The organism is Cereibacter sphaeroides 2.4.1, from assembly GCF_000012905.2.
Lineage (GTDB): Bacteria > Pseudomonadota > Alphaproteobacteria > Rhodobacterales > Rhodobacteraceae > Cereibacter_A > Cereibacter_A sphaeroides.
In genome coordinates this window covers 2,039,732-2,063,955 of sequence record NC_007493.2, presented here as the reverse complement: position 1 = coordinate 2,063,955, position 24,224 = coordinate 2,039,732, and the positions used below count along the sequence as shown (strand labels likewise).

The following is a 24,224-nucleotide window of genomic DNA, read 5'->3' as shown; positions in this document are numbered from 1 at the left end:
CGCCGCCCCTTAAGCTTCCCGGAGACCCGCCCATGACCGTTCGAGCCAAGGCCCGCTCCCCGCTAAGGGTCGTTCCCGTCCTGCTGTTCCTGCTGTGGGTGGCTCTCCTCGTGCCGTTCGGGCTGCTGGCCGCCGCGCCGGTCGCGCCCTCGGCGCAGGGCCTCATCGCTTTGTCGGCGGTGGTGCTGGTGGCGCTGCTCAAGCCCTTCGCCGACAAGATGGTGCCGCGCTTCCTGCTTCTGTCCGCGGCCTCGATGCTGGTGATGCGCTACTGGTTCTGGCGCCTGTTCGAAACGCTGCCGCCGCCCGCGCTCGACGCCTCGTTCCTCTTCGCTCTGCTGCTCTTCGCGGTCGAGACCTTCTCGATCTCCATCTTCTTCCTCAACGGCTTTCTCAGCGCCGACCCGACCGACCGGCCCTTCCCGCGGCCGCTGCAGCCCGAGGAGCTGCCGACGGTCGACATTCTCGTGCCCTCCTACAACGAGCCCGCCGACATGCTGAGCGTGACGCTCGCGGCGGCCAAGAACATGATCTATCCGGCGCGGCTGCGCACGGTGGTGCTCTGCGACGACGGGGGCACCGACCAGCGCTGCATGTCGCCCGACCCCGAGCTTGCGCAGAAGGCGCAGGAGCGGCGGCGCGAGTTGCAGCAGCTCTGCCGCGAGCTGGGCGTGGTCTATTCGACGCGCGAGCGGAACGAACATGCCAAGGCGGGCAACATGTCGGCCGCGCTCGAGCGGCTGAAGGGCGAGCTCGTGGTGGTGTTCGATGCCGACCACGTCCCGAGCCGCGACTTCCTTGCCCGGACGGTGGGCTATTTCGTCGAGGATCCTGACCTCTTCCTCGTCCAGACGCCGCACTTCTTCATCAACCCCGACCCGATCCAGCGCAACCTCGCGCTCGGCGACCGCTGCCCGCCCGAGAACGAGATGTTCTACGGCAAGATCCACCGCGGCCTCGACCGCTGGGGCGGGGCCTTCTTCTGCGGATCGGCCGCGGTCCTGCGCCGCCGCGCCCTCGACGAGGCGGGCGGCTTTGCCGGCGAGACCATCACCGAGGATGCCGAGACCGCGCTCGAGATCCATTCCCGCGGCTGGAAGAGCCTCTATATCGACCGCGCCATGATCGCGGGGCTCCAGCCCGAGACCTTCGCCTCCTTCATCCAGCAGCGCGGCCGCTGGGCCACCGGCATGATGCAGATGCTGCTGCTGAAGAACCCGCTCTTCCGCCGCGGTCTCGGGATCGCGCAGCGCCTGTGCTACCTCAACTCGATGAGCTTCTGGTTCTTCCCGCTGGTGCGGATGATGTTCCTCGTGGCGCCGCTCATCTATCTGTTCTTCGGCATCGAGATCTTCGTCGCCACCTTCGAGGAGGTGCTGGCCTACATGCCGGGCTATCTGGCGGTGAGCTTCCTCGTGCAGAACGCGCTGTTTGCGCGGCAGCGATGGCCGCTCGTCTCCGAAGTCTACGAGGTGGCACAGGCGCCCTATCTGGCGCGCGCCATCGTGACCACGCTGCTGCGGCCGCGCAGTGCCCGCTTCGCGGTGACCGCGAAGGACGAGACGCTGAGCGAGAACTACATTTCGCCCATCTACCGTCCGCTCCTCTTCACCTTCCTGCTCTGCCTGTCCGGGGTGCTCGCCACGCTGGTGCGCTGGGTGGCCTTCCCCGGCGACCGGTCGGTCCTCCTCGTCGTGGGCGGCTGGGCGGTGCTCAACGTGCTTCTCGTGGGCTTCGCTTTGCGGGCGGTGGCCGAGAAGCAGCAGCGGCGCGCGGCCCCCCGTGTGCAGATGGAGGTGCCGGCCGAGGCGCAGATCCCTGCCTTCGGCAACCGCTCGCTGACCGCGACCGTGCTCGACGCCTCGACCAGCGGCGTGCGCCTTCTGGTCCGGCTGCCCGGCGTGGGCGATCCGCACCCGGCGCTCGAGGCGGGAGGGCTCATCCAGTTCCAGCCGAAGTTCCCCGACGCGCCGCAGCTCGAGCGCATGGTGCGCGGCCGCATCCGCTCGGCGCGCCGCGAGGGCGGAACGGTGATGGTGGGCGTGATCTTCGAGGCGGGCCAACCGATCGCGGTGCGCGAGACGGTGGCCTATCTCATCTTCGGCGAGAGCGCGCACTGGCGCACGATGCGCGAGGCCACGATGCGGCCCATCGGGCTCCTGCACGGGATGGCGCGAATCCTGTGGATGGCGGCCGCCAGCCTGCCCAAGACCGCGCGCGACTTCATGGACGAACCGGCCCGCCGCCGGCGCCGCCACGAGGAACCGAAGGAGAAGCAGGCGCATCTTCTGGCCTTCGGCACCGACTTCAGCACCGAACCCGACTGGGCGGGCGAGCTGCTCGATCCGACGGCGCAGGTCTCCGCGCGTCCCAACACGGTCGCCTGGGGGTCGAACTGATGGACATGCGACTGCTGCCTTTCCTTTTCCTCGGGACGCTGGCGTCGATGGCCGCGGCGCAGGACGCGCCGATGATCGTGATCGAGGGCCTCACCTCCGAAGAGCCGCAGGCGTCCCCCGATGCGGTCGCGGAAGCGGTGCCGGCGGCGGAGGTCGCCCCCTGGATCATTCCGCTGCGCCCTCTGGCCGAGACCGCGCAGGTCGGGCCGCTCTTCCGCCTGCAGGGTCAGCAGGCGCGCGCGGCCTTCCGCCTCTTCCTGCCGACCGAAGCGGTCGGCGGCACGCTCACGCTCGCGCAGCGCAGCAGCATCGACATCCTGCCCGAAAGCTCACAGATCATCGTGCGGATGAACGATCAGGAGATCGGCCGCTTCACCCCCCGCCAGTTCGGCGCTCTGGGGGCCGTCACCATGCCGCTCGGCGAAGCCGTGCGGGCGGGCGACAATCTCGTGACGATCGAGGCGCAGCACCGGCACCGCATCTACTGCGGTGCGGATGCGGAGTTCGATCTCTGGACCGAGGTCGATCTGAGCCAGAGCGGCGTGGCGCTTCCCGCCGCGGCGATCGGCACCGAACCTACCTCGTTCATCGCGGCCCTCACTGCACAGGCGGAGTCGGGCCGGCCGGTCGAGATCCGCACACCCACCCCGCCCGACGAGGCGACGCTGCGCACCCTCGCCCAGGCTCTCGGGCGGCCATTGCCTGACGAGGCGCTGCCGCTCGCGCTGAGCAAGCCGTGGTCGGCCGAGACCGGCCCCACCTATGCGCGGATCACGCTTCTTCCGTCCGACGCCGACCGCGTTTCCATACGCCGGGGCGGGGACGGGGCCGTGGTTCTGGTCCTCGAACATCCGCCCGAAGGCTCACCCAACGCGTCGCTCGTCGCCGATCTTCTGGGAGCGACCCCGACGCTGCCGCCTCCGACGCTACCGCAGATCCCGCCCGGCCGCGTCGTCACGCTGGCCGACATGGGCGTCGACACCATTCTCACCGACAACCGCTACTTCAACCGCGATATCGACTTCCAGCTGCCGGACGACTGGCTGCTGCTGGCGAGCCAGAAGGCGCAGATCGGCATCGACTACGGCTTTGCCGGCGGGCTGCCCGAGGGCGCGCTGCTGCTCGTGAAGGTCAATGGCACGACGGTGCGCATGCTGCCGCTCGACCGCGACGCCGCCCCCGTCAAGCCCCGGCTCGACATCCGCTTTCCGGCGCGGCTCCTGCATCCCGGCCCGAACCGGCTGTCGTTCGAATCGGTCATCCCGGGCAATCCGCCCGACCAGCCCTGTCCTGCCTCCGCCGGCGACCTGATGCAGGTGCTGAGCTCGACCGATCTCGAGGTGCCGCCGTCGCCCCGGATGCAGATGGCGGACATGGCGCGGGATCTGGCGCAGGTGACGCCGGCATCGGTGCATCCTGCCACGCCGGACGGTCTGGCGCGGACGCTGCCCTTCATGGCGGCCTTCCGCGAGGTGCCCGACGCGGCACCCGTGGATCTGACGGTGGCGGGTCTGCACGACATCGCCACGGTTCCCCTGAACGAGGAAGGCCTGACGCCGCGCCTTCTCGCCCTGACGCTGCTACCCTCCACCGTCTCCCGGCTGGTGGAGCGTCCGGCGACGCCCGCGGGTCCGCCGGCCAACGCCCTCGCCCCGCTGGGCGCCGCGCCGGGCGAGGGGGTGATGCCGCCGCTGGTCGAGTCGAACTGGTCGGACCGCGCCCAGACCTTCGTGCAGGCCACGCTGCAGCCCGTGATCCAGACGGTCCGGCGGATGCTGCGACCGGGGGACGGCAACCTCGCCGAGTGGCTCGCCACGCGCAAGGGCACGGCCATGCTGCTCGCGCCCGAACCGGGCAAGCTCTGGGTCATCCTCGGGCCCGAGGCCGAGCCGGCCCGGGTTGCGGAAGCCCTCGCCATGGCGCCGCGCTCGCCCGGCGGGCCCCGCGGTCAGGTGGCCGTTCTCGGCTCTGACGGACGCTGGTCGAGCTGGTCGAAGCCCGGCCTCCTGCCGGAGTTGCGCGAACCCGTGAGCCTTGACAATGTGCGCAGCGTGGTGGGCAACGTCGCGTCGGCGCGGCCGCCCCTGCTGCTCGGCGGGATGCTGGGCCTCGCCTGGATCAGCGCTGCAATCGCCGTGGGCTTCGTGCTCCGCACCCGGAGGAAGGGCCTGAAATGAGGAGACGGACCATCCTGACATCGGCCGCCGCCGCGCTGATGCTGGCCCCTGCAGGACGCCTCCTCGCGCAGTCGGGCAGAGAGGCTTTGCCTGCGGACCACCCGCTCCAGGCGGCCTGGCGCAGCTGGAAGGATGCGTTCCTGCTGCCCGCCGGCCGCATCGTCGACGGGCCGCAGCAGAATGCGAGCCATTCCGAAGGGCAGGGCTACGGAGCCACGCTCGCCGCGATCTTCGGCGACGAGGAGGCCCTGCGGCGCATCGTCGACTGGACCGAGGCGAACCTTGCGCGGCGCGAGGACAAGCTTCTGAGCTGGCGCTGGCTGCCCGGTGTGGCGCTGGCCGTGCCCGACGAGAACAACGCCACCGACGGCGATCTCTTCTACGCCTGGGGTCTCGCCATGGCCGCGCAGCGGTTCGGCAAGGCCGATTACGCCGGGCGGGCGACCGAACTGGCGCGCGCCATCGCGCTGCATTGCGTGCGTCCGCATCCGGACGGCTCCGAGCAGCTCGTGCTGCTGCCGGGGGCCAGCGGCTTCGAGACGCCGGACGGGGTGGTGCTCAACCCCTCCTACTACATGCCCCGCGCCCTGACCGAGCTCGCCGCCTTCAGCGGCCAGGACCGGCTGGCGCGCTGTGCCCGCGACGGGGCGGACTGGATCGCGTCGCTCGGGCTTCCGCCGGACTGGGCGCTGGTCACGCCCTTCGGCACACAGCCGGCGCCGGGCCTGTCCCACAACAGCGGCTACGATGCGCTGCGGGTGCCCCTGTTCCTGCTCTGGTCCGGGCTGACCGCCAATCCCGCGCTGCGCCGCGCGGTGGAGGCGGCCGGGGACGCCGCAGCCGGCGACACGCCGGTGAGGTTCGACCGCGACACGGGGGCGGTGCTGGAACGGTCCGCCGATCCGGGCTTCCGCGCCGTGCTCGCGCTTGGCGATTGCGCCCTTTCGGGTCGTCCGGGGGCGGCGATCCCGCCCTTCGACGCGCGCCAACCGGGCGGCGGATGCCGAGCTGCGGCGCCTCCGCGCGCAGTTTCCCGACTGGGACGTGCCGTCCGACCTCACGACGCTGGGCCAGCAGCGGTCTCCCGCCGCCGAGATCGACCGGATCTACCGGCAGATCGCGGCCGGAGACCTGACCGAGGCCCGGCAGGCGATGGACGAGACGTCGCGCAACTTCCCCGGATGGACGCCGCCGCCCGAGATGGAGCGTCTTCTGGCCACGGCCGAGGCACAGGCCGCCTTCGATGCGGCCGCCAGTGCGGGCAATGCGGGCGCGGCAATCGAGATCGCGCGGCGGACGCCCGCGATCCTGCGCTGCGACCGGGTGAACAACGCCTGGCGGCTGGCCGAGCTGCAGGCGGCGGCGGGCCAGAAGGCGGCCGCGCTGCAGAGCTATCGCGGGGTGATCGCCTCCTGCTCGGGCCTGTCCGAGGTGACGGCGACGCTCGAGAAGGCGGAGGCCGTGGCCAGCGATGCGGAGCTGGTCGAGCTCTTCCGGCTGGCCAATGCGCAGCTTCCGGGCTCGGGACCTGCGCTGAAGGCGCTCGAGACACGGCTGAGGGCGGGACGCGGCGACACGGCGCCCGAGGCATCGGCGCCGGCTGCCGCAGCAACGGGCGGAGCCAAGCGCACGCCGGGCCGCACTGCGGTGGCCGAGGCGGATCTGCCCGCGGCGGGGCGCCCGCGCACTGCGGGCGTGGCGCGCAGCGGCGGAGGGGCGGGGCTGTCCGCGGTCCGCGCGGCAGCGCAACGCGGCGACTGGCGGACCTGCACCGGCCTCACCAGCGGCGCCACCAGCGCCGACATGCTCTACGAGCGGGCCTGGTGCGTCTATAATCTCGACCGGCCGCTCGAGGCGCTGGCGGCTTTCGAGCCTGCCGCCTCGGGGCGCCTCGGGGCGCAGGTCGCGCGGGACGCGCGCTTCGGCAAGACGCTCGCGCTGCTGGCGCTGAAGATGACGGAAGAGGCCGCCCGGCTCGCCGCCGCGACCGACCTGACCATCCAGCAGCGGCGCGAGGTCGAGGCCATCATCCTGGATCAGCGCGGGGTGCGGGCCTATCAGCTGAAGGAATATCGCCGCGCCATCGCCTTCCTCACCGCCTATGAGGATCTGACGGGGGGGCTGCGGCGCGACCTCGCGATCATGCGCGGCTACGCCTACCTCAACCTCGGCAAGCGGACCGAGGCCAAGCGCATCTTCACGGAGCTGAACAATCAGCTCGCGACGCCCGAGACCCGGGCGGGCCTGAACGCGAGCCGCTGAGGGCGATCCTGGCCCTCAGTGCAGGCGGAGGGCGCTGACCGCGCCTTCCCGGTCCGGGTCGAGGATCATTTCGCTCCGGTTGCGGCCGGCGCTCTTGGCACTTCTGACCAGTTCGTCCGCCGCGGCGACCCAGGCCTCGGCGGTGGCATGGTGCAGGCTGCAGGGCGCGATGCCGAAGCTCGCCGTGACCCGTGCCTCGGGATGGCCCGGAAAGCGCGTGTCCTCGATGGCCTGGCGCAGCCGCTCGGTGACGCGGAAGGCGACATCCGGGGTGGCGCCTTCCAGAAAGATCCCGAACTCCTCGCCGCCGAGCCGGCCCAGATGGTCGCCGCGGCGGATCGTGTTGCGGATGGTGCGGGCCACGGTCGCCAGCACCACGTCGCCGAAGGCATGGCCGTAGGTCTCGTTGATGTCGCGGAGATGGTCGAGATCGAAGGTCACGAGCGTCGAATTCTGCGACGCCCGGCGCATCCGCTCCATCGCGCGCCGCAGGACCGAGAGGAAAGCCCGGCGCGTCGAGGCGCTGGTCTGCTGATCCTCGGTCGCCTGCAGCCGAAGCTCCAGATGGATGACGGCGAGCTTGGCGAGGTTGGCCAGCACCTCCCGGTCGACGCTGGTATAGTCGCGGGGGATCGTGTCGATCACGCAGAGCGTGCCGATGTTGTAGCCGTCGGGCGTGGTGAGCGGCGCGCCGAGGTAGCTGCGCATCCCGGGCTCACCCCGGACATAGGGATTGTCCCGGTAGCGCGGGTCGCTCTGGGCATCGACGATCTGCAGCACCTTCTTGCCACGGATCGCCACGTCGCAGAAGGTGTCGCAGCGGGGAACCTCGCGGCGCTCGCCACCCTGAACCGACTTGACCCACAGGCGGTCGCCGTCGATCAGGCTCATCACCGCAAGGGGCACGGCATAGATGGAGCGGAGCAGGTCGGTTATGAGGTCGAATTCGGACTCGGGGCCGGTGTCGAGAATTTCGTAGCGCTGGAGGGCTGCGAGCCGCGCCTCCTCATCGTCCGACTTACCCATACCTTTGAACTGCTCCTCCTGCGGTCGGTCCCGCGGTGCGCGCTGGCCCCGGGAGGGGCCGACCGTTGTGAGAAGTAACCTCTCCTCTGGACGGGTTGTCAACCCTTAGGCGGGTTTTCGCCTGCTTCCGAGATCAGCCAATTGGATGGGTCTGCTGCGCGGAAGGACGCATCAGGCATGGCCCTATCCGAAAGATGTAAGCAGCGAAGGCGAGGGTCCAGAAGAGCGCAGCGAGGCTGTATCCGTCAAGCCCGCCGATGTCGGCCGAGGCGAGCAGCACGCGGGCCAGCGCCGCCGCCGCAAGGCAGGCGAAGCCCGCGCTGAGGATAGGCCCGGCCTCGAGCGGGCGGCCGGTATGGCCGAGCGAGGCGCGCATCATCACGGCGAGTGTCATGCCGCCGATGGCGCCGATGCCCAAGAGATGCATCCCCGCGGGCGCGCCGATCCAGTCTGCGGCCGCCGCGGCGGTTGCAGCGAGGCCGAGAGGCACGAAGCCGTAGGCCGCATGCAGCATCAGGAGGAGCGGCGAGCGCCAGGTCGCCATGCCGCGCCAGCGGGCGAGCCGAAGGGCATGCAGGACGGCCGCGAGAGCGAGGAGGAGCGCGGCCGGCAGGCCTTCGGGGCGCAGCGTCCAGAACAGGAGGGCCATGGCGGCGGCGGCGAGGCAGAGGCCGTCGAACCGGCCGAACGGAACGGGCAGGGCCCCCGGGCCGCGCTTGGCCAGCCAGTTGCGGGTGAAGCTCGGGATGATCCGCCCGCCGATCAGCATGATGAGGAAGGTGACGGTGGCGAAGCCGAGCCTGCGCCCCACTGCGCTTTCGCCGCCCTCCATGACCTCGAGGTGGAAAATGACATTGGCGAGAAGGTAGATTCCGACGGGAACCACGACCATCAGGTTCTTCCAGTTCCGGCCCGCCGCAATCTCGACCAAGGCCATGGCGGTGACGGCCAGAAGGAAGCCCGCATCGAGGACGAGAACGAGGAGTGGATTTGCTCCGAAGGCGCCCGCGACGGCGAAGCGACCGGCGATCCAGAGCCCGGCCAGAAGCGCGAGCGGCAGGCCCTGTCGCGGCATCCGGCCGGTCCAGTTCGGGATCGCGGTGAAGAGGAAACCCGCCACCACGGCCGAGGTATAGCCGAAGAGCATCTCGTGGATGTGCCAGTCGACGGGCCCGAACGGTCCTGCCAGGGCGAGGCGGCCGGTCCAGATCGCGAGCCACGCCGGGATGGCCGCGGCCGCAAACAGCGCCGAGAGCAGAAAGAAGGGCCGGAACCCGCGGCTGAGAAGCGCGGGGCCGGTGTAGGTGCTGGGTCTGTCGCTGGCCATCGGCCGCCTCCTCGTGCAATGAGAGGACGGCGGCTCTGTGTCGCCGCCCTCCGAGGTGCCGGCCCTCCGGGACGCGGGAGGCCGGTTGGATTGCTGGTGCGACGGTCAGGCTCTGCTTGCGGGACGCGATGCCCGATCTGGTCCGTCTGTCCTCTCTTGCCCCAGGAACGGCAGTCTCTCATTGTGCTGCCGCAAATTCGGGACCGGGTTCGTGAACAAGCTCGACGAAAGCCTTCTGACCAAGCTGCCGCCCTTCTCGCGGCTGGACCGTCCGCAGATCCGGACGATTCTCGATCAGGCTGCGCCGCGCCGCTACGACGAGGGGACGACGGTCTTCGGCGAGGGCATGGCGGCCGAGCGGTTCTACCTCCTGCTCGACGGCACCATCCGGGTGGTGAGGACGACGCCCACGGGCGAGCAGATCATCGCGCTCCATATCGGGCCGGGCCAGCTCTTCGGGATCGCGCCGGCACTTGCGCGCGATACCTATCCCGCGACGGCGGTGGCCGCGGCGGACTGCGTGACGCTCTCGTGGCCGGTGCGGCTCTGGGCCGACTTCACCGCGAACTATCCGGGCTTTGCCACCGAGAGCTATCGCACACTGGGAGCGCGGCTGGGCGAGATGCAGAACCGCATCACCGAGCTGGCCACGCAGCAGGTCGAGCAGCGGGTGGCCGCCTGCCTCCTGCGCCTCGTCAACCAGTCGGGCCGCAAGGTCGAGGCGGGCATCGAGATCTCGTTCCCGATCACGCGGCAGAACATCTCGGAGATGACGGGCACGACGCTGCACACGGTCTCGCGGCTCCTCTCGGCGTGGGAGCGCGAGGGGATCGTGGAAAGCGCGCGGCGGCGCATCGTGGTGACGGCGCCCCACCGGCTCGTCGTGCTCAGCGGGGCGTCGGGGCAGGGGTGAGCGGCCCTCAGCCGCGGCCGAGCCAGCGGATCAGGGCAAGGGCATCAACCGGCGGGCGCTGTTCGATCCGGCGATAGCCGCTGCCGTCGGGGCGCCGCGTCACCATGCCGCGGTCGAACAGCTCGCGCCGCAGGAGCGCCGCATCGCCGAAGCGATGCAGGGCGGTCAGGCGCTCGTTGACCTCGCGCTCGGCCATCTCGAGGCCGGCCGGCAGCCGGCTCCAGAAGACCCAGAGGCAGAGGAGGCGCTGCCACTCGCGCCCCGGCCAGCGGACGAGCGCGCCCTCGGCATCGAAGAGCCGCGCCACGCGGGCGACGCGGGTGTGATCGACCGGCTGCTCGGGCGCGGGCGGCGCCTCGAGCCGGCCGGCGGCGGTGGCATCGGCGCGCAGATGCTGGAAGTTGCGAAAGCCCGTGGCGCGCGCGAGCATGTTCAGAAGCTCGAGATGCGAGGGCGTGCCCGGACGCGCCGCGAGATCGCGGTGCAGCGCGCGGGCCAGAGCGGAGACATCCTTCGAGGCGAAGGGAAAGGCAGTGCGGGACATGACTCATCCTCGGACGTGCCGGATCGGGGTCGATGGTCGCTGGCTTTCGACGCGGCACGAAGGACAAGGGGTGCCGTGGATCTTCTGGCAGGTCTAGCTCCCCGGGAAGGGGCAGCGACGCCTCGGTGAACTGCCGACCGTGATGCGCCGCATAGCCCCTCAGGGCGTGAAAATCAAGGCATGACAACGAGGCGCAGGGCGCGGCGGACCTCGCCTTCGTCGAGCCCGTATTCGGCGCAGGCCTCGATCACCGTGTGAAAGGGCGCGATCGGGCAGCCGGGGCAGAGCATCCGCCGTTCGAGAAAGACCCCGGCCGAGGCGGGCCAGGTCTGGAGCAGCCGCGCGAGCGGCAGGTCGGGATCGTCGGGGTCGGGCTTCATGGGGACCTCCATCCGGCCGGGAGGGCCCCGGCGGCTGATGGGGAGAGATAACGCCGGCCAATCGCCCGCTTCGTTGCGATCCCGCAACTTCGTCCGCGGCGGGCGCGGCTAGACCGTCCCCACCCGAAACCATTCGCCAGGACCCTCCCATGTCGGAAATCCTCACGAAATCGCGGGCCCGGAACGTGTTCTATGGGGGATCTCTGTTCTTCATAGCCGTCTTCGTGGGCCTGACGGTCCAGAGCCACAGCTACGTGGTCTCGCGCTCCACCACCTCGATGCCGCTCACCGACGAGGTGCGGCTCGGCAAGGAGGTCTGGGAGAGGAACAGCTGCATCAACTGCCACACGCTCCACGGCGAGGGCGCCTATTTCGCGCCCGAGGTGGGCAATGTGATGACCCGCTGGGGCGTGCTCGACGATCCCGATGCCGCGGCCGAGATGCTGGGCGGCTGGATCGACGCGCAGCCCTCCGGGATCGAGGGGCGCCGGCAGATGCCGCATTTCGCGCTGACCGACGAGGAGAAGCGCGGGCTGTCGGAGTTCCTGCGCTGGGCCGACAAGATGAACACGCAATCCTGGCCGCCGAACGACGCCGGCTGAGGGGGACCGCATCATGAAATATCAATCGCAAAAGGTGGCGCTGGCCTATTTCAGCGTGGCGATGGCTCTCTTTGCCATCCAGGTGCTCGGGGGGCTGCTCGCGGGCTGGATCTATGTCTCGCCCAACACCCTCTCCGAGGTGCTGCCCTTCAACGTGGTGCGGATGATCCACACCAATGCGCTCATCGTCTGGCTGCTCTTGGGCTTCTTCGGCGCGGCCTATTTCCTCGTGCCCGAGGAAGCCGAGCGCGAGCTTTTCTCGACCAAGCTCGCCTATCTGCAGCTGGGCATCCTCGTCATAGGCACGCTCGGCGCGGTGGTGAGCTATCTCGTGGGCATCCACGGCGGGCGCGAGTTCCTCGAACAGCCGCTCTGGGTCAAGTTCGGCATCCTCGTGGCGGCGGTGATCTTCCTCGTGAATATCTCGCTCACGGTGCTGGCCGGGCGGCGGACCGCGATCACCAACATCCTGCTGATGGGCCTGTGGCTCCTGTCGCTCCTGTGGATCTTCGCCTTCATCAACCCCGACAATCTCGGGCTCGACAAGATGTACTGGTGGTTCATCGTCCACCTCTGGGTCGAGGGCACCTGGGAGCTGGTGATGGCGGCCATCCTCGGCTACCTGATGCTGAAGCTGACGGGCGTCGACCGGGAAGTGGTCGAGAAATGGCTCTATGTGATCGTGGCCACCGCGCTCTTCTCGGGCATCCTCGGCACCGGGCACCATTTCTACTGGATCGGTCTGCCGGCCTACTGGCAGTGGATCGGCTCGATCTTCTCGACCATGGAAGTGGTCCCCTTCTTCGCGATGATGTCCTTCGCCTTCGTGATGGTCTGGAAGGGCCGCAAGAACCACCCGAACAAGGCCGCGCTCCTGTGGTCGCTCGGGGCCTCGACGGTGGCCTTCTTCGGCGCGGGCGTCTGGGGCTTCCTGCACACGCTCCACGGGGTGAACTACTACACCCACGGCACGCAGATCACCGCTGCCCACGGCCACCTCGCCTTCTACGGCGCCTATGTCGCGCTGAACCTCGCCATGTTCACCTATGCGATGCCGATGCTGCGCGGACGGGCGCCCTACAACCAGTGGCTCAACATGACGGCCTTCTGGCTGATGACGGGCGGCATGTCCTTCATGACCTTCGTGCTGACCTTCGCAGGCACGATCCAGGTCCATCTGCAGCGCGTCATGGGCGAATACTACATGGATGTGCAGGACCAGCTCGGCCTCTTCTACGCGATGCGCTTCGGGGCGGGCGCCATGGTGGTCGCGGGGGCGCTCCTCTTCATCTACAGCCTCGCCGTCGTGCGCCGCGGAGCGCCGGTCGGCAAAGTCGCGGGAGAAGCGGCATGAACGCGATCCTCCATGACATGGCGGTGCCCTTCTACAAGCCCGTCTCCAACGAGTGCAGCCTCTTCGAGGCTGCCTCCCGGAAAGGTCTGCCCCTTCTTCTGAAAGGGCCGACCGGCTGCGGCAAGACCCGGTTCGTCGAGCATATGGCGGCACGGATGGGGCGGAAGCTCTATACGGTGGCCTGCCACGACGATCTGTCGGCGGCGGACCTGATCGGGCGCTACCTGCTGAAGGGGGGCGCCACCGAATGGGTCGACGGGCCGCTGACGCGGGCCGTCCGCGAGGGCGCGATCTGCTATCTCGACGAGGTGGTGGAGGCGCGCAAGGACGTGACCGTGGTGCTCCATCCGCTGACCGACAACCGCCGCACGCTGATGATCGACCGCACCGGCGAAGAGCTGGTGGCGCCGCCGGGCTTCATGCTGGTGGCCTCCTACAACCCGGGCTACCAGAACATCCTCAAGCGCCTGAAGCCCTCGACCCGGCAGCGGTTCCTGTCGATCGGCTTCACCTTCCCGGATCCCGTGACCGAAACCGCGGTCGTGGCTCGCGAAAGCGGCCTCTCCGAGGCGAAGGTCGCCCCGCTCGTGCGGCTGGCGGGCCATGTCCGGGCGCTGTCGGGGATGGATCTCGAGGAGGGGGTCTCGACCCGGCTTCTGGTCTATGCGGCCTCGCTGATGGCAGGGGGCATGAGCATCGAGGCGGCGCTCGAGGCGGCGGTGATCGAGCCTCTGACGGACGAGCCCGATGTCGCGCAGGCGCTGCGCGACCTCATCGCTACGGTCTACGGGTGACACCATGAGCTTCCACCTGCTCGATCTGATGGAGCCCGAGGAAACCGTGGGCAACCTCTGGCACGATTACGCAAGCCGCTTTGCCGCCACCCGCGGCCACGCGGGGGCGGCGGTGCCCCTCGAGGCGATGCGGCCGAGCGTGGCGGTCCTCTTCCGCGCGCTGGGCGGGCCCTTGGGCGTCGAGATCGGCGCGAGCCCCGCCACGGCGGCGCTCCACCGCCGCAGCCTCGGCTCGGTTCTCGGCGAGACGCGGATCCTCGAGCAGGTGGCGAGCTTCGACGGCGAGCGGCTGCGGCTGCCGGCCGTGCTCGACACCTTCCCGTCGGCGGATCTGAACCGGGCGGCCTATCTCTGGCTGGCGGCGCTGGCCGCGAAGGTGGAGATCCCCGAGGCCGAGGATGCGCTGGCCGCCGATCTGGCGCAGATCGCCGCGATGAAGGCCGCGACGGCGCGGGTGCTGAAGACGGCCCCGGGCCTTGCTGCGATCTACGGTCGGCTGGCAGCCCATCTGCTGGCCTCGCGCGAGACCCATGCGGCCTTCGGGATCGAAGCCTCGGTCGAGGCGCGGGTGCGGGCGGCCCTCGGAGGCCCGGCAGCGACACGCGCCGTGGCCCACCACCAGCCGCGCGGCTACAGGCCCTTCGCCCCTGTCCCGCTCTGGCTGCGGCTGGGGCGCGGCACGGGGCAGGGTGCGGCCGATGCCCCCGAGGAGACGCAGGCCCCTTCGGGCCTGCCGACCGCCACCCGCAAGATGGGCGAGCGGCGCGACCTCGATCAGGCGAACCGCAAGGACAGTTTCATCGTCCACCGTTTCGAGGCGATCCTGAGCTGGGTCGAGAGCCTGAACCTCAACCGCGCGACGGATGACGACGATCAGGAGAATGCGCAGAAGGCGGCCGAGGATCAGGATCGGATCACCCTCACCAAGCACGTCAAGCGCGCGGCGAGCCGGCTGCGGCTGCATCTCGATCTCGCGCCGCAGGATGCCGAGCACGAGCGCCTGTCGGACCGCTTCACCTATCCGGAGTGGAACCACCGTTCGCGCAGCCTGATGCCGGACCATACCCGCGTGCTGGAAGCGCCGGCCGAGGCGGGGCAGGGCTTCTGTCCAGATCCGCGGCTGACCGCGCGGGTCCGGCGGCAGTTCGAGACGCTGCATCCGCGCCGCGTGCTCTGCAATCGTCAGGTCGAGGGGGCGGAGCTCGACCTCGACGCGCTGATCGAGGCGCAGGTGGCGCTCCGCACCACCGGCCGCGGCACCGACCGGATCTACCGGAGCTCCCGCGCGCTCGAGCGCGACCTCGCGGTCGCGATCCTGATGGATTGCTCGCGCTCGACCGAGGCCTCTGTGGGCGAGCGCACGGTGATCGACACGGCACGCGAGGCGCTGGCGGCGCTTGCCGCGGGCATCGACGTGGCGGGCGACCGGCAGGCGATCTGGGGCTTCTCCTCACTCCGGCGCGACCGGGTGTTCCTGCATCTCTGCAAGCGGTTCGACGAGCCGATGGGGCCTGCGGTCACGGCCCGCATCGGCGGGCTCAGGCCCGGCCACTACACCCGCCTCGGTGCGGCCATCCGCCATGCCTCGGCGCGGCTGAACGAGGAGGCGGCGAGCCGCAAGCTCCTTCTGGTCCTGACCGACGGCAAGCCCAACGATCTCGACCATTACGAGGGCGTGCACGGGATCGAGGACAGCCGCATGGCCGTCCGCGAGGCCCGCGCCCTGTCGCAGGCGGTGCATGGCGTGGTGATCGATGCCGACGGGCAGGACTGGTTCGCCCGCATCTTCGGCCGCGCGGGCTTCACGCTCTTGCCCGAACCCGCCCGCCTTGCCCGGGCGCTCCCCGACCTTTACCGTTCCCTCACCCAGGAGATCTGAGATGCGACTGCTGCTGCCCTTCCTGATCCTCGTGCCCGGGATTGCCTTGGCCGCGACCTTCGAGCCGCCGACCCCGGCTGCTCAGACCGCCACGGCGGAAGTCTGGTTCGCCGTGGCCGCGGGCTGCTTCGTGGCGGCGCTCGCCGCCGTGCAATGGATGGTGCAGCGCCGATGACCCGCCGGAATCGGGTCACGCTCCTGCTCTACCCGTTCGGAGCGGGGGCTGCGGCGGTGAACCTGTTCTTCGCCTCGCTGATCCTGTCGTGGGTGGGACTGCCGGTCCTGCCGCCTGCATGGTCGGTGCTGGGCGGGCTCGCCCTCGGCCTGCCTGCTACGCGCCTCTTCTCGGCCCACATCGTGCGGCTCATGGAACAGGCGGAGTCGCAGGTTTGACGGACTGGCTGGAATTTGCGGCGGCGCTGGCGGCCTTCTTCGCCTCGCACCTGCTGCCCGCGCGCCCCGGCGTGCGCGAGCGGCTGATCGCGCTGCTGGGCCGCAGGCTCTATTTCGCCCTCTACGGCACGATCTCGCTCCTCGTGCTGGGCTGGCTCATCCTCGCCGCAGGCCGGGCGCCGTTCGTGGAGCTCTGGCCGCAGACGCCTGCCACGCGCTGGGTGCCGAACTTGTCGGCGCCCGTGGTCTGGACCCTCGTCGTGCAGGGGATCGGGCTGCCCTGGCCCTGGACCCTCGGCGGGCGGCGCAGCGCGGCTTTCGATCCCGACCGGCCGGGCTTTGCGGCCATCACGCGCCACCCGCTGCTCATTGCGCTGATGCTCTGGTCGGCGGCCCATCTTTTTCCGAACGGCGATCTGGCGCATGTCATCCTGTTCGGCACCTTCTTCGGCCTCTCGCTGGCGGCCATCCCGATGTTCGACGCCCGGGCCCGCCGGGCCCTGACGCCCAACGAGGCGCTCGCGGCCTTCGGGGCCACCGCGCTCTTCTCGCTGCGCCCGCTGGTCGATGCGCACTGGCTGAAGCAGAACGAGGACCACCTCTTCCCGCGGCTTCTGGCGGTCGTGGCGCTGTGGGCCGCGGCGCTGGCGCTGCATCCGATCCTGCTGGGTGTGTCGCCGCTGCCGCTCTAGCCTGCGACACCCTGTCCGGGGCGTTTGATCCTGCGCAAAGTCTAATGTCTCGTGAACCGTTATTGGGTTCAGCATGACAAACATCGCCCTCCTCCAGAGTCTCGGACTCTTCGATGCGCGCGTGCCGCGCTACACGAGCTATCCTGCGGCGCCGGTCTTCTCGGGCGCCGTCGGAGCGGACTTTCAGGCACAGGCGATCGAAGCCCTCGATCCCGCCGTGCCGATCTCGGTCTATGTCCACGTCCCCTTCTGCGAGCGGCTCTGCTGGTTCTGCGCCTGCCGCACGCAGGGGACCCAGACGCTGGCCCCGGTCGAAGCCTATGTGGGCACGCTCCTGCAGGAGCTGGAGCTGGTGAAGCAGCACCTGCCCGCCGGCGTGAAGGCCGGGCGGCTGCACTGGGGCGGGGGCACGCCCACGATCCTGTCGCCCGAGCTGATCCACAAGCTCGCGCAGGCGATCAAGGCCGTCATCCCCTTCGCCGAGGACTACGAATTCTCGGTCGAGATCGATCCGATGATGGTCGATGAGCCCAAGATCCGGGCGCTGAGCGAGGAGGGCATGAACCGCGCCTCGATCGGCATCCAGGACTTCACCGACATCGTGCAGAATGCGATCGGGCGCGAGCAGCCCTTCGAGAACACCAAGGCCTGCGTCGAGACGCTGCGCCGCTACGGTGTCCATTCGCTGAACACCGACCTCGTCTACGGGCTGCCGCACCAGAACCGCGAGAGCCTTGCCGCCACCATCGACAAGGTGCTCTCGCTGAGGCCCGACCGCGTGGCGATCTTCGGCTATGCCCATGTGCCGTGGATGGCCAAGCGCCAGAAGCTGATCGACGAGACCGTGCTGCCCCCCGACATCGAGCGGCACGAGCTGGCCAATCTGGCGGCGCGGCTCTTCACCGAAGGCGGGTTCGAGCGCATCGGGATCGACCATTTCGCGCTGCCCGACGACAGCATGGCGGTGGCTGCCCGCAGCAGAAAGCTGCGCCGCAACTTCCAGGGCTACACCGACGACACCTGCCCGACGCTTCTGGGCATCGGCGCCTCGTCGATCTCGAAGTTCGAGCAGGGCTATCTGCAGAACACGGCCGCCACCGCCGCCTATATCAAGTCGATCGAGGAGGGGCGGCTGCCCGGCTACCGGGGCCACCGCATGACCGAGGAGGATTACCTCCACGGCCGCGCCATCGAGATGATCATGTGCGACTTCTTCCTCGACCTGCCCGCGCTGCGCGCGCGCTTTGGCGAGCCGGCCGAGACCATGGTTCCGCGCATCGCCGAAGCGGCCGAGAAGTTCACGCCCTTCGTCACGGTGGACGCGGACGGCTCGATGTCGATTGCGAAGGAAGGCCGGGCGCTGGCGCGGATGATCGCGCGGCTGTTCGACGCCTACGAGACGCCGGAAGCCCGCTACTCGCAGGCCTCGTGAAAGGCAATGCCCCGGCCCCCGAGGGGGCCGGGGCATCCGCCGCTCCGGCTCAGGAGAGGCGACCTTCTCCCGCGAACATGCTGGAATTCAGCTTGAAGGCAGCTTCGGTGCGGTTCTTCGCCCCGAGCTTCTTCATGATGTTGCGGATATGCACCTTCACCGTGCTTTCGCAGAGATTGAGCTCTCCGGCGATGATCTTGTTGGACTTGCCCCGGCGGAGCGCGTCGCAGACGGCCCGCTGGCGCTCGGTCAGATGCTCGTCCACGGCGATCTGCGGCTCTGCCCGGTCGGGCAGGGCGCCGCGCAGCGCCGTGAGACTGGCGGTCGGCAGGAAGATCCCGTCGAAGGTCGCAAGGCGGCTCGCCTCGACGATATCGTCGATCCCCACCGACGAGGGCAGGTAGCTCCGCGCGCCGCAGTCGAAGGCCGCGATCATCTCGCGCAGATCGTTCGCCGCCCCGATGACGACGACGGGCGAGGAACCGGCTTCCGTCACGAGCGCGGCGACCTCGCGGGAGACCTCGCTCACGGACCGGTTGCCCGTGCTGTAGAGGATCACCTGATGGGCGTGGTGATCCCTGCGGCTGCGCCACTCCTCGAAGGAGCCGAACCCGACGATCTGGATGGACGGATGAGCGAGTTCCACGCAGCGCACGAGGCATTCGCGCTCGAGCGTACGGGGGTCGATCATCACGAGGGCACGACGTTCGGAGAGCCGGACTGCAGCAGTGGCAGGCAGGTCGCTGCCTAGGGTATTCAAAGATTTCGAAAAAGAGTCGGTCGAATGATTCATCACAATCTGTCCACTTTGTGTTTGGGACGCAAACCCGGCTAAATCCTACTCTTCAAAGTTTTGTCGATTTCCATACTTTAGCATGCAGCCAATGATGCCGCAAAGGTCTGTTATAGCAGGAAAAAGGGGGAGGCTACCCTGTGCCCTGCCGAAATGGTCAGGTTGTGGACAAGTCGGGGCAGGGAAGGTCTTGTTAACGTTGTGTTAACCAAGGGTTTCGCCTCGGCGGCGAGTGGGGGACGTGCGCGGAATCTCGCCGTCAGGGTTGTCCTGGTTCAACCCTGCGGCGAAGCGGCGCCGAGGGCGCGAACCTGCAGGCTGAGATTTCAAAGACCCCCAAAGGAGTAGCCTTTTGCACCTCCGGGAAGCGGGCACGCAGGGCGTGCCCGGTGATTCGTCACAGGCGGCGGGCGGCGAGAGCCGAGCGCAAGAGAGGCAGGATCACGATCATGGTCAGGAAGAGGAAGCCTGCCTCGAGGGCGAAGACCGCGACGTAGGGCGCGCCGGGACCGTAGCCGGAGAGATCCGGCATCGCCTGCAGGATGTCGCGCAGCACGCCTGCGCCCGCGATGGCCACGCCCGCGGCCGTGGCCTGCACCGCACCCCAGGCGCCGAGCGCAAGGCCCACCTGCTCCTTCGGCGCCAGCCGCATCGTGGCCGTGAGCGTCCCGTGGCTGAAGAGCCCGCCGCCGAACCCCACCACCAGCGTGCCGAGGAGGAAGACCCAGACGTTCGTCATCTCGGTCGCGCCCATGATGGCGAAGAAGCCCGGCAGCCCCGCGGCGGCGCCGAGGAAGGCCATCCGCAGGGGATCGAAGCCCCGGCCGAGCACCCACGAGGCCAGCCAGAAGCCCACGAGCCCGCCCCCCGCGAAGGTCGCGGTCAGCCGGGTCGTCTCGGCCACCGTCATCGAGAGCACCTCGCCGCCGTAGGGCTCGAGGATCACGTCGGCCATGCCGAAGCCCAGCGTGCCGAGCCCGATCACGATCAGCCCGTGGAGCGCGTTCTCGCGGCTGATGAACTCGCGCCAGTGGTCGCCGAACTCGGGCTCCTTCTCGGGCTTCACGGTGAAGGCGCGGTTGCGCGGCTCCATCTTCCACAGGGCGATCATGTTCAGGAAGAACACGGCGACGGCGACGCCCGAGATGACCTTGATGAGCTGCGCGTCATAATAGGGATCGAGCAGCCAGCCGAAGCCGATCGAGGCGAAGATCATGCTGATGAGCAGCACCACATACATCAGGCCCACGACCTTCGGCTGGTCCTCGCGCGGGGCGAGGTCGGTGGCCAGCGCAAGCCCCACCGTCTGGATCGTGTGCACGCCGCCGCCCACCATCAGGAAGGCGAGCGCGGCCGAGGAGACGCCGAGCCAGAAGGGCTGGCCCTCGGCATAGCCCTGCCCGCCGAGCACGATCAGCGCGAAGGGCATGATGGCGAAGCCGCCCCACAGCGCCAGCGTCCCGCGGTAGATCCAGGGCACGCGCCGCCAGCCGAGTGCGGAGACATGGGTGTCGGACTTGAACCCGATCAGCGCGCGGAAGGGCGCGAACAGGAGCGGCAGCGAGATCATGATCCCCACCACCGAGGCGGGCACCTTCAGCTCGACGATCATCACCCGGTTCAGCGTGCCGACGAGCAGGACGATGGCCATGCCCACGGCGACCTGAAACAGCGACAGGCGCAGCAGCTTGCGCAGGGGCAGCTGGTCCGAGGCCGCGTCGGCAAATGGCAGAAACCGCGGTCCGATGCGGACCAGATGTTCGGCAATTCGGCTCATGCGTGAAGAATCCCGGGGTAGGCGCAGACTGCGCGACTGGAAAGGATGTCGGGCTTCAGGCACACAGCCCGAACGGGCAAGGCGACAGGAACACGTCGCTGGTGTGACGAGCAGGCCGGAACCCAAGGATCCCGGCCTGCTCGGAACTCACGGACTGGCTGGCGTGGGCCCGCAGGCCCGCGCCTTGCGCAGCATTACTCGGCCGCGACCGCAGCCGAGCCTTGGTAGTAGGCGGGCAGCCAGGTGGTGGTCGTCAGCACAGCAGCGTGGATAACGACGGAGGCGATGACGGCAGCGCTGAGGAACAGCGGAACGCCGACGGTCGGTTTCACCACGAGCCAGATTTTGCCGTTGGTCATGTCAGTCTTCTCCTATCAGCCGAGCCACGGGGTCGCAGCGGCGGCGAGGAAGTGCGCGATGAGCGCCATGCCACCGAAGACGCGGGTGCCGAGGATGAGTTGCTTATGAACTTCTTCGGCTTCGGCAACGGTCAGGCCGCTCGGCCAGACTTTGTTCAGATCGTCAGTCACTGTGTCGTCTCCCAACTGGTAAATCGACGGTTTGCGTGTAGGGCCTGCACGCGGGCTTCGACGAGACCGGAGAGACCTGGATCACCTTGTCGGCGATTTCTGATCCGCCCCGGCTCGCATTATGGGTGTCACATTGCGCTGACAGATTCAATGTCAGTGTTGGCTGACAAGGCCGTTTTGGGTGCGACTTATTGGCCGCCAGATCGGCCGGGAATCCTGCGTAACGGCTTGAAAAGGGACAATTTTGCCGCAGGCGCGCGGGAAATTGACGCTGCCTGTCCCGGCCCCACAGGGCCGTCCCGCAGCCTCTCGCTGCTGCAAAAACGAGGGTGTCCGAGGCCTTGCGCCCGGCCCTTCCGGACCCCATCTTGCGGGGATTTTTCGAGATTTCAGGATGGCTTGGCGGCCTCTGCCCGGTACGCCCCGCTCAGCGCAGGGCCGCGAGCACCGACTCGAACCGCTCGAGAAAGAAGGCCGCGTTCGCGTCCGAGAAGACGAGCGGCGGGCGGATCTTCAGCACATGGCCGTGCGGTCCGGTGGCCGAGATCAGCACGCGGGCCTCGCGCAGCCCGTTCACGATACGCGCGGCCATCCGGGCATCGGGCGCGCGCGACTCGGGCTCGAGCACCTCGACGCCGAGAAAGAGGCCCGCGCCGCGCACGGCCCCCAGCCGCGGATCCCGGGCGGACAGGGCGCTCAGATCCGCCCGGAACTGCCCGCCCACATTCAGGGCGTGGGCCTGCAGCCCTTCCGCCTCCAGCGTGTCGAGCACCGCGAGCGCCGCAGCCGCCGCCACGGCATTGCCGCCGAAGGTGTTGAAGTAGCGCGCCCCGGCCCCGAACCGCTCGGCCAGCTCCGGGCGGAGGGCGAGGGCCGCCACCGGATAGCCATTGCCCATGGGCTTGCCCATCGAGACCATGTCCGGCACCACCCCGTGCCGCAGGAAGCCCCACATCGCCTCGCCGGTGCGGCCGAATCCGGGCTGCACCTCGTCGGCGATGAAGAGCCCGCCCGCCGCGCGGATCGCCGCCGCCGCCGGGGCGAGCGTGTCCGTCGGGTGGGTGAAGACCCCGTCGGAGGAGAAGACCGTGTCGAGGATCAGCGCCGCGGGCCGGATGCCGTGGCGGGCCAGATCGGCGGCCGCCGCCGCCACGGCCGCGCCGAAGGTCACATCGGCGCCCTTGTCCTGGTCGGGGGCAGGCACGGTGCGGACATGGACGCCGAGCGGCACGCCCGGACCCAGCGAGGGCGAGAGGGCCGCCACGCCCATCGTCACCCCGTGATAGGCGTTCTCGGTCACGATCACACCCGTGCCGCCGGTGGCGGCGAAGGCGAGCCGCAGGGCCAGGTCGTTCGCCTCCGACCCGGTGCAGGTGAACATCGCGTGCCCGAGCTCGGTGGGCAGGGTCGCCAGCAGCCGCTCGGCCAGCTCCAGCACGCCCTCATGCAGATAGCGCGTGTGGGTCGCCAGTTGCCCCGCCTGCCGCGCCACCGCATCGACCACCCGGGGATGGCAATGGCCGAGCGAGGCCACGTTGTTGTAGGCATCGAGATAGGCGGTGCCGTCCGCGTCGTAGAGCCAGACGCCCTCGCCGCGCACGATATGGAGGGGCCGCTCGTAAAAGAGCCGGTAGGCCGGCCCCAGAAGCGCCTGCCGCCGGGCGACCAGGTCCGCCTCACGCGGGGGCAGGTCCACCGCGCCGGGGCGGAAGGCGTTCGGCATGGCATCGCGGTTCATGGGCGGGCTCCTCGTGGGGGCAGGGATCTTGCGCTCACGCGGCCTCCGTCGCGCGCAGGAGCGCCGCCGCCGCCGCGCCGGGCGCAAGCGCCGTCAGTGCCTCGAGGCCCGCGGCCGACGCGGGCAGGTTGCGCAGGATGTAGGGCGCATTGTCCGGCTGCTGGGCCGCGCGCGCCGAGGCGATGGCGATGGTCGTCACCATGCGCGCCGCGACGAGGTCGGGCAGCAGCTCCACCTCTTCCGGCCGGAGCGGGTTCGCCGCGTGATAGCCCGCCACCAGATCGGCGAGCGTTCCCGCCGGATCGCCCGGATCCACCTGATAGGAGCCCGCCACGGCCAGATCGCAGACGCGGGCCGTGCGCACGAGGTCGCCGAAGTCGATCACGCCCGCGACCCGGTCGGCATTCGCCGGATCGACCATGATGTTGTGCGGGTTCATGTCGTTGTGAACGACCTGCCAGGGCAGATCCGCCAGCCGGGGCGCAACCGCCGTCTCGAACCGGTCCAGCACCCGCTCGGCCAGCACCGCCGTTCGCGCATCGGGAATAGCGGGCAGCAGCGCCCGAAGCCGGGCCGCATGACGGATGTCCCACAGGAGTTCGTGATCGGCAGAGGGATGCGAGAAATCGGCCAGCGCCGCGGCGATGCCGCCGAGGCAGAGCCCCACCGCCCGCCGCTGCGCCGCCCCGCGCCGCGCGCGCCAGAGCGGCTCGCCCTCGACCCAGGTCAGGAGCCGCAGGAGATTGCCGCCGGCCAGTTCCGTCCAGGGAGCGCCCTCCCGCGTGCGGATCACCCGCGGGACCGGCAGTCCCGGCGCCACCGCCTCCAGATGCAGGAGCGCCAGCGTCTGGCATTCGGTCACGCCGCGCGGTTCGGCGGCATTGGCGATCTTCAGCACGAACGCCCCTCGGGGCGTCGCGAGCCGGAAGTTCTGGTCGCGCTCCGAGGTGAGGGGCAGGGCCGTGCCGTCCAGCCCGAAATGGGTGCGCGCGAGCCCTTGGGCCTCGGTCTCGGTAAAGGCTGGGCGCGGTGCGCTCAGGAGGGAGCCGATCGGCAGGGCGGACTGGGGCACGGGTGGGCTCCTCGCAGATGTCGCGCGGATCATGGGCGAGCCGCCCGCGGAAGAAAAGCACTCGCGGGAAGTTTTCACCCTGCCCGATCCTTGAGCGAGGCGCCCTCGAAACGTGCGCGCGGGAGGCGTGCCCGTCCACG

Annotated in this window: 22 protein-coding genes and 1 pseudogene; 13 read left to right on the top strand and 10 right to left on the bottom strand. The window is 69.5% G+C overall.

What is annotated here, in order from left to right:
* Positions 1-32 precede the first annotated feature (32 nt).
* The 4 genes and pseudogenes from bcsA to RSP_RS09945 all read left to right on the top strand — a co-directional run bounded on the left by bcsA (position 33) and on the right by RSP_RS09945 (position 6,838).
* Positions 33-2,399, top strand: a complete 2,367-nt coding sequence (gene bcsA / locus RSP_RS09960) for a UDP-forming cellulose synthase catalytic subunit (protein ID WP_011338158.1) — start codon at positions 33-35, stop codon at positions 2,397-2,399.
* Between the two features lie 5 nt (positions 2,400-2,404).
* On the top strand, positions 2,405-4,576 hold the full coding sequence (locus tag RSP_RS09955; RefSeq protein WP_227590605.1) for a cellulose biosynthesis cyclic di-GMP-binding regulatory protein BcsB: 2,172 nt from the start codon (positions 2,405-2,407) through the stop codon (positions 4,574-4,576).
* Positions 4,573-5,364: pseudogene (locus RSP_RS09950) on the top strand (glycosyl hydrolase family 8); the annotation flags it as partial. The gene RSP_RS09955 and the pseudogene RSP_RS09950, both read left to right, overlap by 4 nt.
* A 256-nt stretch (positions 5,365-5,620) precedes the next feature.
* Positions 5,621-6,838 carry a hypothetical protein gene (locus RSP_RS09945; protein WP_227590604.1) on the top strand — a complete coding sequence of 406 codons (1,218 nt, stop codon included), beginning with the start codon at positions 5,621-5,623 and terminating at the stop codon, positions 6,836-6,838.
* A gap of 15 nt (positions 6,839-6,853) precedes the next feature.
* Here RSP_RS09945 and RSP_RS09940 read toward each other — a convergent pair whose 3' ends face one another.
* Together RSP_RS09940 and RSP_RS09935 are read right to left on the bottom strand one after the other, a co-directional pair.
* Complete coding sequence (locus RSP_RS09940) at positions 6,854-7,864, bottom strand: sensor domain-containing diguanylate cyclase (RefSeq protein ID WP_011338154.1); 1,011 nt, start codon at positions 7,862-7,864, stop codon at positions 6,854-6,856.
* A 133-nt stretch (positions 7,865-7,997) separates the two neighbouring features.
* Positions 7,998-9,191 (bottom strand): NnrS family protein, encoded by a 1,194-nt coding sequence (locus RSP_RS09935; RefSeq protein ID WP_011338153.1) that lies wholly within the window; start codon positions 9,189-9,191, stop codon positions 7,998-8,000.
* Positions 9,192-9,402: 211 nt separating this feature from the next.
* Here RSP_RS09935 and RSP_RS09930 point away from each other — a divergent pair, with 211 nt between their 5' ends.
* Entirely contained in the window at positions 9,403-10,104 is a 702-nt protein-coding gene (locus tag RSP_RS09930; protein WP_011338152.1) for a Crp/Fnr family transcriptional regulator, read from the top strand.
* A gap of 7 nt (positions 10,105-10,111) precedes the next feature.
* Here the strand turns inward: RSP_RS09930 and RSP_RS09925 are convergent, their stop codons facing one another.
* On the bottom strand, positions 10,112-10,648 hold the full coding sequence (locus tag RSP_RS09925; RefSeq protein WP_011338151.1) for a DUF2087 domain-containing protein: 537 nt from the start codon (positions 10,646-10,648) through the stop codon (positions 10,112-10,114).
* Between the two features lie 173 nt (positions 10,649-10,821).
* On the bottom strand, positions 10,822-11,028 hold the full coding sequence (locus tag RSP_RS09920) for a DUF1858 domain-containing protein (protein ID WP_011338150.1): 207 nt from the start codon (positions 11,026-11,028) through the stop codon (positions 10,822-10,824).
* Positions 11,029-11,177: 149 nt separating this feature from the next.
* Between RSP_RS09920 and RSP_RS09915 the strand changes: the two genes are divergently transcribed.
* From RSP_RS09915 to hemN, 8 genes are all read left to right on the top strand, one after another.
* On the top strand, positions 11,178-11,630 hold the full coding sequence (locus RSP_RS09915) for a c-type cytochrome (protein WP_009565637.1): 453 nt from the start codon (positions 11,178-11,180) through the stop codon (positions 11,628-11,630).
* Between the two features lie 13 nt (positions 11,631-11,643).
* Positions 11,644-12,984, top strand: a complete 1,341-nt coding sequence (locus tag RSP_RS09910) for a cbb3-type cytochrome c oxidase subunit I (RefSeq protein WP_011338149.1) — start codon at positions 11,644-11,646, stop codon at positions 12,982-12,984.
* Positions 12,981-13,778: a CbbQ/NirQ/NorQ/GpvN family protein gene (locus RSP_RS09905; RefSeq protein WP_011338148.1), complete on the top strand. Its 798-nt coding sequence runs from the start codon at positions 12,981-12,983 to the stop codon at positions 13,776-13,778. The genes RSP_RS09910 and RSP_RS09905 overlap by 4 nt, the downstream gene beginning before the upstream one ends.
* Before the next feature lie 4 nt (positions 13,779-13,782).
* Entirely contained in the window at positions 13,783-15,657 is a 1,875-nt protein-coding gene (locus tag RSP_RS09900; RefSeq protein WP_011338147.1) for a nitric oxide reductase activation protein NorD, read from the top strand.
* A gap of 1 nt (position 15,658) precedes the next feature.
* A complete protein-coding gene (locus tag RSP_RS09895) occupies positions 15,659-15,832 on the top strand; it encodes a hypothetical protein (protein ID WP_011338146.1) in 174 nt (57 codons plus the stop codon).
* Positions 15,829-16,050: an NnrT family protein, required for expression of nitric oxide and nitrite reductase (Nir and Nor) gene (locus RSP_RS09890; RefSeq protein WP_009565642.1), complete on the top strand. Its 222-nt coding sequence runs from the start codon at positions 15,829-15,831 to the stop codon at positions 16,048-16,050. Before RSP_RS09895 ends, RSP_RS09890 begins: the two co-directional genes overlap by 4 nt.
* On the top strand, positions 16,047-16,742 hold the full coding sequence (locus tag RSP_RS09885) for an NnrU family protein (protein WP_011338145.1): 696 nt from the start codon (positions 16,047-16,049) through the stop codon (positions 16,740-16,742). Before RSP_RS09890 ends, RSP_RS09885 begins: the two co-directional genes overlap by 4 nt.
* Positions 16,743-16,815: 73 nt before the next feature.
* A complete protein-coding gene (gene hemN / locus RSP_RS09880; RefSeq protein ID WP_011338144.1) occupies positions 16,816-18,174 on the top strand; it encodes an oxygen-independent coproporphyrinogen III oxidase in 1,359 nt (452 codons plus the stop codon).
* A gap of 49 nt (positions 18,175-18,223) precedes the next feature.
* Here hemN and RSP_RS09875 read toward each other — a convergent pair whose 3' ends face one another.
* From RSP_RS09875 to RSP_RS09850, 6 genes are all read right to left on the bottom strand, one after another.
* Positions 18,224-18,967 carry a LuxR C-terminal-related transcriptional regulator gene (locus RSP_RS09875; protein ID WP_017140267.1) on the bottom strand — a complete coding sequence of 248 codons (744 nt, stop codon included), beginning with the start codon at positions 18,965-18,967 and terminating at the stop codon, positions 18,224-18,226.
* A 397-nt stretch (positions 18,968-19,364) separates the two neighbouring features.
* Entirely contained in the window at positions 19,365-20,744 is a 1,380-nt protein-coding gene (gene pucC, locus RSP_RS09870) for a light-harvesting complexes assembly protein PucC (protein WP_002720481.1), read from the bottom strand.
* A gap of 194 nt (positions 20,745-20,938) precedes the next feature.
* Positions 20,939-21,103 carry a light-harvesting protein gene (locus RSP_RS09865; protein ID WP_002720480.1) on the bottom strand — a complete coding sequence of 55 codons (165 nt, stop codon included), beginning with the start codon at positions 21,101-21,103 and terminating at the stop codon, positions 20,939-20,941.
* A gap of 15 nt (positions 21,104-21,118) precedes the next feature.
* The gene (gene pufB, locus RSP_RS09860) at positions 21,119-21,274 is read right to left on the bottom strand and encodes a light-harvesting antenna LH1, beta subunit (protein ID WP_002720479.1); all 156 of its coding nucleotides are present in this window, start codon (positions 21,272-21,274) and stop codon (positions 21,119-21,121) included.
* 427 nt (positions 21,275-21,701) lie between these two features.
* Positions 21,702-23,012: an aspartate aminotransferase family protein gene (locus RSP_RS09855; RefSeq protein ID WP_011338142.1), complete on the bottom strand. Its 1,311-nt coding sequence runs from the start codon at positions 23,010-23,012 to the stop codon at positions 21,702-21,704.
* A gap of 34 nt (positions 23,013-23,046) precedes the next feature.
* Positions 23,047-24,084: a phosphotransferase gene (locus RSP_RS09850; protein ID WP_017140266.1), complete on the bottom strand. Its 1,038-nt coding sequence runs from the start codon at positions 24,082-24,084 to the stop codon at positions 23,047-23,049.
* Positions 24,085-24,224 lie beyond the last annotated feature (140 nt).

Bases quoted from the DNA above. Each gene is read 5' to 3' on its own strand.
- bcsA (WP_011338158.1), top strand. From the start codon at position 33: ATGACCGTTCGAGCCAAGGCCCGCTCCCCGCTAAGGGTCGTTCCCGTC.
- RSP_RS09955 (WP_227590605.1), top strand. From the start codon at position 2,405: ATGCGACTGCTGCCTTTCCTTTTCCTCGGGACGCTGGCGTCGATGGCC.
- RSP_RS09940 (WP_011338154.1), bottom strand. From the start codon at position 7,864: ATGGGTAAGTCGGACGATGAGGAGGCGCGGCTCGCAGCCCTCCAGCGC.
- RSP_RS09935 (WP_011338153.1), bottom strand. From the start codon at position 9,191: ATGGCCAGCGACAGACCCAGCACCTACACCGGCCCCGCGCTTCTCAGC.
- RSP_RS09925 (WP_011338151.1), bottom strand. From the start codon at position 10,648: ATGTCCCGCACTGCCTTTCCCTTCGCCTCGAAGGATGTCTCCGCTCTG.
- RSP_RS09920 (WP_011338150.1), bottom strand. From the start codon at position 11,028: ATGAAGCCCGACCCCGACGATCCCGACCTGCCGCTCGCGCGGCTGCTC.
- RSP_RS09915 (WP_009565637.1), top strand. From the start codon at position 11,178: ATGTCGGAAATCCTCACGAAATCGCGGGCCCGGAACGTGTTCTATGGG.
- RSP_RS09910 (WP_011338149.1), top strand. From the start codon at position 11,644: ATGAAATATCAATCGCAAAAGGTGGCGCTGGCCTATTTCAGCGTGGCG.
- RSP_RS09905 (WP_011338148.1), top strand. From the start codon at position 12,981: ATGAACGCGATCCTCCATGACATGGCGGTGCCCTTCTACAAGCCCGTC.
- RSP_RS09900 (WP_011338147.1), top strand. From the start codon at position 13,783: ATGAGCTTCCACCTGCTCGATCTGATGGAGCCCGAGGAAACCGTGGGC.
- RSP_RS09895 (WP_011338146.1), top strand. From the start codon at position 15,659: ATGCGACTGCTGCTGCCCTTCCTGATCCTCGTGCCCGGGATTGCCTTG.
- RSP_RS09890 (WP_009565642.1), top strand. From the start codon at position 15,829: ATGACCCGCCGGAATCGGGTCACGCTCCTGCTCTACCCGTTCGGAGCG.
- hemN (WP_011338144.1), top strand. From the start codon at position 16,816: ATGACAAACATCGCCCTCCTCCAGAGTCTCGGACTCTTCGATGCGCGC.
- RSP_RS09875 (WP_017140267.1), bottom strand. From the start codon at position 18,967: ATGAATCATTCGACCGACTCTTTTTCGAAATCTTTGAATACCCTAGGC.
- pucC (WP_002720481.1), bottom strand. From the start codon at position 20,744: ATGAGCCGAATTGCCGAACATCTGGTCCGCATCGGACCGCGGTTTCTG.
- RSP_RS09865 (WP_002720480.1), bottom strand. From the start codon at position 21,103: ATGACCAACGGCAAAATCTGGCTCGTGGTGAAACCGACCGTCGGCGTT.
- RSP_RS09855 (WP_011338142.1), bottom strand. From the start codon at position 23,012: ATGAACCGCGATGCCATGCCGAACGCCTTCCGCCCCGGCGCGGTGGAC.